Source organism: Lawsonibacter sp. (assembly GCF_022777125.1).
Classification (GTDB): Bacteria; Bacillota; Clostridia; order Oscillospirales; family Oscillospiraceae; genus Lawsonibacter_A; species Lawsonibacter_A hominis.
On sequence record NZ_JALFGV010000031.1, the window covers coordinates 22305 to 31524 of the forward strand.

7 protein-coding genes are annotated in these 9220 nt (G+C 62.9%); all 7 read left to right on the top strand.

Annotated features, from left to right (window positions below; translation table 11 throughout):
• Positions 1–84 precede the first annotated feature (84 nt).
• The 7 genes from MR825_RS02725 to asrB all read left to right on the top strand — a co-directional run bounded on the left by MR825_RS02725 (position 85) and on the right by asrB (position 8917).
• Positions 85–1449 carry an MFS transporter gene (locus tag MR825_RS02725; protein WP_207723731.1) on the top strand — a complete coding sequence of 455 codons (1365 nt, stop codon included), beginning with the start codon at positions 85–87 and terminating at the stop codon, positions 1447–1449.
• A gap of 37 nt (positions 1450–1486) precedes the next feature.
• Positions 1487–2221 (top strand): SDR family NAD(P)-dependent oxidoreductase, encoded by a 735-nt coding sequence (locus tag MR825_RS02730; protein WP_186907455.1) that lies wholly within the window; start codon positions 1487–1489, stop codon positions 2219–2221.
• Between the two features lie 230 nt (positions 2222–2451).
• Positions 2452–2922 (top strand): IS200/IS605 family transposase, encoded by a 471-nt coding sequence (tnpA, locus tag MR825_RS02735; protein ID WP_287878658.1) that lies wholly within the window; start codon positions 2452–2454, stop codon positions 2920–2922.
• A 268-nt stretch (positions 2923–3190) separates the two neighbouring features.
• Complete coding sequence (locus MR825_RS02740; protein WP_287878660.1) at positions 3191–5866, top strand: molybdopterin-containing oxidoreductase family protein; 2676 nt, start codon at positions 3191–3193, stop codon at positions 5864–5866.
• Positions 5863–6477 carry a 4Fe-4S dicluster domain-containing protein gene (locus tag MR825_RS02745; protein ID WP_186908379.1) on the top strand — a complete coding sequence of 205 codons (615 nt, stop codon included), beginning with the start codon at positions 5863–5865 and terminating at the stop codon, positions 6475–6477. Before MR825_RS02740 ends, MR825_RS02745 begins: the two co-directional genes overlap by 4 nt.
• On the top strand, positions 6474–8132 hold the full coding sequence (gene asrA, locus MR825_RS02750) for an anaerobic sulfite reductase subunit AsrA (RefSeq protein WP_243204817.1): 1659 nt from the start codon (positions 6474–6476) through the stop codon (positions 8130–8132). Before MR825_RS02745 ends, asrA begins: the two co-directional genes overlap by 4 nt.
• A complete protein-coding gene (gene asrB, locus MR825_RS02755) occupies positions 8129–8917 on the top strand; it encodes an anaerobic sulfite reductase subunit AsrB (RefSeq protein ID WP_186908380.1) in 789 nt (262 codons plus the stop codon). The genes asrA and asrB overlap by 4 nt, the downstream gene beginning before the upstream one ends.
• Positions 8918–9220: the final 303 nt, after the last annotated feature.

The window sequence follows — 9220 nt, forward strand, 5'->3', positions numbered from 1 at the left end:
CATGGCGTTTGCTATAGTAACAACTGTGGAGAGCGCCGCCAAGCGGCGGCATACTTGAGACGGATTGGAAAGGAAGGCTGCACTATGACAGGAAACAGCGGAAAAAGAAAACTTGCATTCATCGGGATACTGATCGTCAATTTCATGACCATGTTCTTGATCTGCGGCGTGGGCGTTTACGGCTACTCGGTGGCGGGATACTTCGACAGCATCGCCTCGGTGGGGATGATCTTCACCCTGGAGAGCGTGGCCCGCTGCGTGGCGATCCCCATCAGCGGAAAACTCAGCGATAAGGCGGGCCACCGGCAGCTCTTTCTGAGCGCGCTGGTACTGTATATCATCTCCTATGCGGTGGCGGCCTTTGCCCCTTCCTTCTGGGTGTTTACCATCGCGCGCACGGTCAGCGGCTTTGCCTGGGGACTGTTCGTCTCCAATATCTTTGTGCTGATCTCCGATCTGTTCGGGCAGAGCGACGCACCCCGTTATTCGGGGATCGCCCAGGCCCTGTCCACGGTGGCCATGATCCTGGGCTCTCCTGTGGCGGGCATCCTGTGCGCCGTCAACTGGCGGGTACAGTTCTATGTCTCCCTGCCCATCCTGGCGGTGGGCGCGATCTTCTGCTTGATCGGGCTGCCCAATGTCCCCAAACAGGCGGGAGAGCACAGCGCCATCGACGTGGGCGGCTGCATTGCCACTTTTGTTATGCTGATCCCCTTCTCCCTGGCCATGAACTGGGGCAGCACGTACGGCTGGACCTCTCCCCTGCTGCTGACGCTGCTTGCGGTGGCGCTCGCCGGACTGGCGGCCCTGGTGCTGGTGGAGCGCAAGGCGGAAAACCCCATCTATCCGGCCAAGCTGCTGGGCAACAAATTCTACCTCGCCATTTTTATGGTCAGCCTGTTTTATTCTCTGGGCAATGCGGCCAATAACTATGTCCCCACCTATGTGCAGTATGTTCTGGGCTACAACAGCACTGTGGCCGGCTTCGTCACATTGCCCGCCCTCGTGATCGCCACGGTCCTGTCGGTCGTATTTGGCAGCCTTGCGGCAAAGAACGGGCGCTATAAGGGGATGACCGTCTTCTGGTCGCTCTCCTCCATTGTGGGCGGCGTGCTCTACTGGGCCATGACCGGCTCGGCCACCCCGCTGATGGGCCTGGTGCTCGTGGTCCTGGCCTCGCTGTTCTACGGCATGGTCAACGGCGTGCAGCAGATCGTCCCCTATACCTATCCCATGAAAGTCCTCAAGCCGGATGAACTGGCGGGGGGAATGGCGTTCATGGGGGCAGGCGGCGTGCTGGGCAACACGATCGCCAGCGGCATCTACGGCGCTCAGCTGGCCGGAGATCCCACCATGGCGGCCCTGTTCCGGATGCCGGTTCTCTGCGCCGTGGTCATGCTGATCTTCGCGCTGCTGTTCCGGGATATCAAAGCGGGAGACACCCTGTGAGCTGGGGCCGTTTCCAATTATGAAGGGAGAAAGACCGATGCAGGAGAAAAAACGCGCTGCGATCGTTACCGGCGCCGGCGCCGGCGTGGGCCGCGCGGTGGCCCTTACGCTGGCGAAGGAGGGCTGCGATCTGGTGGTGGTGGGCCGTTCGGAGCAAAACACGCGGGAGACCGCCGCGATGGCGGAAGCATACGGCCGGGCGATCCCGGTCGTGGCGGATATCGGCTGCGAGGAGGATACGATCCGCTATGTCAATACGGCGGTGGAGCAATTCGGCGGGATCGACGTCTTTGTCAACAGCGCCGCCCGTTTCCAGCCCTATGTGCTGCTGGCGGATACGCAGACCGAGTTGTTCGACGATATCATGCGCATCAACGTGAAGGGCGCCTTTCTGGGGATGAAGTATGTGCTGCGCCAGATGGCGGCGCAAAAAAGCGGCGTGATCGTAAACGTGGCCTCCCGGGACGGACTGTTCAGCGAGCCGGCGCTGGGCTCCTACAGCACCAGCAAGCACGCCATGATCGGGCTGACCAAAAACGCGGCCACCGAGTACGGCCCTATGGGGATCCGGGTCTGTGCCGTTTGCCCCGGAGCCATCAATACCAAGATGATCGGAGATATCCTGAAGACCATCGACCCTGCGATCCTGGGTCCAATGGCCCGGCCGGCCGAGCCCCAGGAGATCGCAGACGTGGTGTGCTATCTCGCCTCGGACCGGGCGAGCTACCTCAACGGTGCGATCATCCGTGCCGACGGCGGAAAGGGCCTGTAAGCTCCGCACGGGAGGCAGGCGGCGCTTTCGGCGGAAACACCGCCCCGATGCATGCCGGAAAAGGCACGCCGGGGCGGTGTTTGCGTTGGTAGTACCGCAGGCAACCCCCGGCTAAGCCGGGGGTAAAAAATAGCTTATAGCGAGGAGAAAAGTGGAAAAGAAAAAGGCTCCCTGTTAAAGTAAAAGTGGTTTGCCGACCACACAACTACGATAACAGGGAGGTCTTCATCGTGAAAGACAAAGACATAAGCAGTTTAGAGCATACGAGTTGGAGATGTCAATATCATATTGTGTTTGCACCGAAATATCGGAGGATGGAGATATATGGGCAGATCAAACCGGATATAGGGATAATTTTGCGAAAGTTATGCCAGCAAAAAGGAGTAGAAATCATAGAAGCAAAAGCTTGTCCGGACCATATTCATATGCTTGTAAGTATCCCGCCGAAGTATGGTGTATCTCAGATTATGGGGTATCTGAAAGGAAAGAGCAGTCTGATGATATTCGATCGGCACGCAAATTTAAAGTACAAGTATGGAAATCGCCATTTCTGGGCTAGAGGCTATTATGTAGACACAGTAGGAAGGAACAAAAAGCAAATAGCGGAATATATCCGAAACCAATTAGAATCGGACCAGCTGGCGGATCAACTGGGACTTAAGGAGTTCGTGGACCCGTTTACGGGTCGCCAGAACAAATAGGCGCAGCGAAAACCCCTTAAGGGGCAGCCCGTGAAAGAAATGCGGTCGGCAAACCTTTCGGGGCCCCTTAAGGGGCTTCGTCCGTATCATGCCCTTCTAGGGCTTACTCAAGCCTCCGGCTTTGCCGGAGGTTTTGACTGCAGCGTACAAGGGGATCAAAACAAAAAACAGGGCTTGCTTTTTGTACGTCCCTATGGCATACTTTTGGTATACCAAGGGAATGCCGGTTGGCGGCGCAGCCGCCGGCCGAAGGAAACAGGAGGGGACTATGCAGGCAAACACATTCAGCCAGGCGGAATTTCTGGCTGCCGCCGGGATCGGGGGCCTGTGCCAGGCACAGGACGACACGCCGGCGTTTGCGGCGCTGGAGGGAGAGGGCCGGGCCGGGGCGGACGAGACCAGGATCGTCAAGACCTGCTGCCGGGCCTGCATCGCCAACTGCGGCGTGCTGGCCACGGTGCGCAACGGCCGGGTGGTCAAGCTCCAGGGCAACCCGGAGGATCCTATGAGCAAGGGGCGCATGTGCGCCAAGGGCCTGTCGGGCATCCAGGCCCTCTATCACCCCAACCGCAACAAGTATCCGCTCATCCGCGCGGGCGAGCGGGGGGAAAACAAGTGGCGCCGCGCCTCCTGGGACGAGGCGCTGGAGTACATCGCAAAGGGCCTGATGAAGGTGCGGGAGCAGTACGGAGCGGAGGCGGTGGCCTGCTCCACCGGCGGCGGCGGCAACCCGGAGATCTGGAGCATCGCCCGCTTCTGCAACATCTTCGGCACGCCCAACTGGTTCGAGCCGGGCTGCGCCCAGTGCTATCTGCCCCGGGTGCTGGCCTACACCATGATGTACGGCGGGGTGGATCCCAGCATTGCCGATTCCAACGCGCTGGAGCTCTACTTCCCCGACGAGACCCCCATCAAGACCCTGGTGCTCTGGGGGACGGCCCCCTCCTACTCCTGCCCCGCCAGCGGCGGCGGCATGGTCAGCGACCTGCGGGCCAAGGGGGTCAAGACCGTGGTCGTCGACCCCCGCATGACCCCGGACGCCGCCAAGTCCGACGTGTGGCTGCCCATCCGGCCGGGCAGCGACGTGGCCCTGATGCTCGCCTGGATCCGGTACATCCTGGAGCATAAGCTCTTTGACCGGGACTTTGTGCGCAAGTGGACCAACCTGCCCTATCTGGTGGACGTGGAGAGCAAGATGCTCCTCCGGGCGGAGAAGAGCCAGGACCCGGATGAGCCCGACACGTTTGTGGTCTGGGATCAGAAGACGGCCGGTCCCCGCCCCCTGCCCTATCCCTGGGACGACGCCCTGGACCCCGCGCTGGAGGGGACGTTCACCGTAGACGGACGGCGCTGCAAGACCGGCTTCCAGCTTTTGTGGGAGCGGGTGCAGGCGTATACCCTGGAGAAGGCGGCCGAGCTGTGCTGGCTGGACGCAGAGCGGATCGAACGGGCCATCCGGCTCTTCACCGACAACAGCCCCAGCGGCCTGGCCATCGGAGTGGCCACCGACCAGGGCGCCAACTCCGTCCAGGCGGCCATGGCGGCGGCCACCATCGACCTGCTCATGGGCAATGTGGAGCGTCCCGGCGCGCTGCTCCAGCGCTTCCGCACCAGCGGGCTGTTCGATATGCCCAACTACCCGGTGCCCATCGCCGCCCGGATGCTGCCCGAGGAACAGCTGAAAAAGCGCCTGGGCGCCAACGAGCACAAGGGCCTGCACATCTGGTTTGCGGGGCATCCCTCCAGCATCCGGGACGCCATGATCACCGGCAAGCCCTACCCGGTCAAGGCGTGGATCGACCGTTCCGGCAATAAGCTGGGCGCGGTGGCCGACAGCCAGAGCTGGCTGCCCGCCATTGAGAACATGGACCTGATCGTCCACATGTACACCACGCCCACCTCCTTCTCCGCCTATGCCGACGTGCTCCTGCCCGCCGAGGAGTGGCTGGAGACCGACATGATGGTGGAGACCTGCAACAAACTCTTCGCCCGTCAGGCGGCGACCCACCTGTGGGAGACCATGGACGAGACGCTGTTCTGGTCCCGGCTGGCGAAAAAGTGCGCCGAGCTGGGCCATGAGCGCTGCCGGCTGGCCTTCGATCCGGAGTTTATGGGGAAGGATCTGGCCTACTGGGACAGCATGGACGAATTTTTTACCCACTTTACCTCCCGCATCGGCCTGACCTGGAAGCAGTTCAAGGAAAAGGCGCCCTTTGAGTACCTGCCCCGGGACCAGTGGCGCTCCTACTACGTCTACCGGCAGACCGATCCCAAGACCGGCAAGCCCGCGGGCTTCGCCACGCCCTCCAAAAAGCTGGAGCTGTACCTGGAGAGCATGATCACGCTCAGCCGCACGGGCAAGCCCTTCAGCCTGTATGAGCTGCCCCCCGCGTCCAGGGACTACGATCCCCTCCCCTATTACTTTGAGCCCCATGAAAGCCCCATCGCCAGCACGGAGCTGGCCAAGGAGTACCCCCTGGTGCTCACCAGCGGGCGGGTGCCCTTTTACCACCACGGTACGCTGCGCAACATCCCATGGCTGCGGGAGATCTATCCGGCCCCCGAGCTGTGGATCCACCCCACGGCGGCAGGGCAGTGCGGCGTGGCCGACGGAGACTGGGTCTGGGTGGCGTCCCAGCGGGGCAGGACCCAGGCCATCGCCCGGGTCACCGAGGGCATCAACCCGGGCACGGTGTGCATGGAGCGCTTCTGGAACCCGGAGAAGCTGAACACCCCCACCCACGGCTGGCGGGAGATGAACGTGAACATGCTCACCAAGGCCGACGCCCCCTTCAACGACGTGGTGGGCACCTATACCCTGCGGGGCTTTCTGGTAAAGGTCACCAAGGCGGAGGGCCCGCCGGAGGGCGTGTGGCTCAAGCCGGAGGACTTCAAGCCCTGGCTGCCGCAGCCCACCGAACCGACTCCGGAGGTGCGCGTATGAAACATGGTTTTGTGATCGACCTGGACCGCTGCATTGGCTGCAAGGGGTGCCAGGTGGCCTGCAAGCAGGAGAACGGCGTGGCGCTGGGGGCCAACCGCACGCTGGTGCGCACGGTAGGCCCCATGGGGAGCTATCCCGACGTGCAGATGTATTTCCTGCCCACCCCGTGCCAGCAGTGTGCCGACCCGCCCTGCGTACAGGTCTGTCCCACCGGGGCCTGCTGGCAGAACCGGGAGGAGGGCGTGGTGCTCATCGACCGGGAGCAGTGCATTGGCTGCCGCAGCTGCGGGGAGGCCTGCCCCTACCAGGCCAATACGTTTAATCAGGAGCTGCGGGTCATGGACAAGTGCGACACCTGCATCGCCGCCCGGGCGCAGGGGGAGCTGCCGGCCTGCGTGCGCAACTGCGCCGGCGGGGCCCTGCGCTTCGGGGACCTGGACGACCCCGAAAGCGAGGTCTCACGCCTGCTCGCTTCCGTCCCGGCGGAGAAGGTCCATTCCCTGCGGGACTTTGGCAACGGACCGTCCATCCGCTACATCCTGCGCCGGGACAAGTGGGTGGACGCGCTGCCCCAGGAGCTGGAAACTGCGAAAGGAGGGCGCAACGGATGACACATCCTGAGCTGAACGCCGCCCGGGAAGGGCTGTACCGCCTGCTCTCCCGCCTGTACCGGCAGGAGGTGGACGCCCCCCTGCTGGAGCGGCTGCGCGGCATGACCTTTCCCCAAACCTGCCCCCAGCCGGAGCTGGAGGCGGGCTACCGCGCCCTGGAGCGCTGGCTGAGCGCCGGCACAGAGGACGCTCTGGACGCGCTGGCCGTGGATTTTGCCCGGGTATTCCTTGGGGCCGGCAGCGCCGAGGGCTGCGCGGCCTTTCCCTACGAATCGGTGTACACCAGCCCCAAGCGGCTGGTGATGCAGGACGCGTGGGAGCGGGTAAAGTCCCTCTATGCCGCCCACGGAGTACGCATCGACACAGATTCCTCCGAGCTGATGGAGGACCACATCGCCTATGAGCTGGCCTATATGGCCCTTTTGTGCCGGGAGGGGGCCGAACGCGCGGAGCAGCGCGCCTTCCTGGAGGAGCACCTGCTGACCTGGGTCCCGGACTTCTGCGCGGATCTGCAGCGCTGCGCCGGGACCGGGTTCTACCGCTGCGTGGCCCAGCTGACCCTGGGCTGGCTGAAGCTGGAGGAGGGCCTTCTGCAGGCGGAGGAGAACGCTCCGTCCCCGTTCAGCTGCCGCGTCAGCACCCCGGCGCTGGACCGGATCCTGGAGGCGCTGGGGAAAGAGTACCGCATCTACGCCCCCAAACGCTTTCCCGGCCGGGGCGCCAGGGCGGGGAGCGATTTGGTGCGCTACGCCCCCATCCGCTCGGCGGCTGAGATCGTCACCGACGCGCCCTCCGATTTTTCCGCCAAGGAGATCTTCTACCCCGTCAACCAGACCATGCTGTACTTTCAGGACGATGCGTGCCGGGAGAGCGTGCTCTCCGACCAGCGTGAGATCCTGATCTTTGCCCGGCCCTGCGACATCAACGCCGTCCGGCGGCTGGACCAGATCTTTTTGGGAAACGGCGGGGAGCAGGACGTCTATTACCGGCGCCTGCGGGAAAAGGTACGCTTCCTCCTGCTGGAGTGCGGCGGCGGCTGGGATACCTGCTTCTGCGTCAGCATGGGCAGCAACCGGACCGAGGACTACAGTCTGGCCCTGCGCCTGGAGGAGGGCGGCGCGCTGGTACAGGTGAAGGACCCGGCCTTCGCACCCTATTTTGAGGGGGCCGACGCCTGCGCGTATACCCCGGGCTTTGTGGAGGAGAACCGGCGTGCCGCCCGCCTGCCCGTCATCCCCGACCGGGAGACGCTGAAGACGGCCAGTGGCCTGGATTTCTGGAAGCAGTATGACGAGCGGTGCATCGGCTGCGGCGGGTGCAACACCGTTTGCCCCACCTGCTCCTGCTTCGACACGGTGGATGTGATCTACAACGAGACCAGCCGGGACGGCGAGCGGCGGCGGGTGTGGTCCTCCTGCATGCTCCGTGACTTTACCGCCACGGCCGGGGGGCACCGGGCCCGGAGTACGCCGGGAGCCAATATGCGCTTCAAGGTGCTCCACAAGGTCTACGATTACAAGGCCCGCTTCGGCGGCGAAGAGCACATGTGCGTGGGCTGCGGCCGGTGCGACCGGCGCTGTCCCAAGGACATCTCGTTCTACGACGCGGTCTGCGGCTTTACACAGGCCCTGGAACAGGAGGCGGAACACAAATGAACAACATCATGCTGCCCGCGCCCCATAAGATCCTGAAGGTCGTCAAGGAGACCCGCGCGGAATATACCTTCCGGGTGGCCTACGAGGGCGAGACCCGCCACGGCCAGTTTTTTCAGCTCTCCATCCCCAAGGTGGGCGAGGCTCCCATTTCCGTCAGCGGCAAGGGGGAAGGCTGGGTGGAATTCACCATCCGAAAGGTGGGCCGTCTCACAGAGGGGATCTTCGGTCTGGGCGCGGGAGACCTGCTTTTCATGCGGGGGCCTTATGGAAATTCCTTCCCGGTGGAGGAGTTTGAGGGAAAAGATCTGGTGGTGATCTGCGGCGGCACCGGCATGGCTCCAGTGAAGACCCTGCTCAATCACTTTTACGACCACCCGGAGGTGTGCCGCTCCGTCCATCTGATCGCCGGATTCAAGGACCTGGACTGCGTCCTGTTTACCGAGGAGCTGGAGAAGTTCAAGGGCCGGTTCCATACGGTGGCCACGCTGGATACCATGCAGGCGCCCGGCTTTCAAACGGGCATGGTCACCGCTCATATCCCCGCCATCCCCTTTGCGCGCTTTGCGGATTATAACGTGGTCATCGTGGGCCCGCCGGTGATGATGCACTTTGCCGCGCTGGCATGCCGCAGCGCCGGCGTGCCGGAAGAAAAGATCTGGGTCTCCTTTGAACGCAAGATGTCCTGCGCCGTGGGCAAATGCGGGCACTGCAAGATCAACGAGACCTATGTGTGCCTGGAGGGACCGGTATTCAATTACACCAAGGCCAAAGACCTGTTTGACTGAAGAAACGCCCCGCGCCTTCTCGGAAGGCGCGGGGCGCAGCTTGTCGAAAAAGGCCAGAGGCCTTTTTCGACAGAGGGATGCATGCCGGACAGGGCTCGATTCTTGCAGAAAAGTCGCCCTGCCCGTCATGAGAGGTGTCATTTCCGACGCGCATGTCGCCGGAAATGACGGAGATCCCTTTCCTTCCGTCGTCTGCGGACGACTCACCGCTGCGAGCCTCTTCTCCAGGAGGGTTTTTCGACCGGCTGACGCCCCGCGCCTTCTCGGAAGGCGCGGGGCGTTTTTATGCAAAAAAGGATCGGA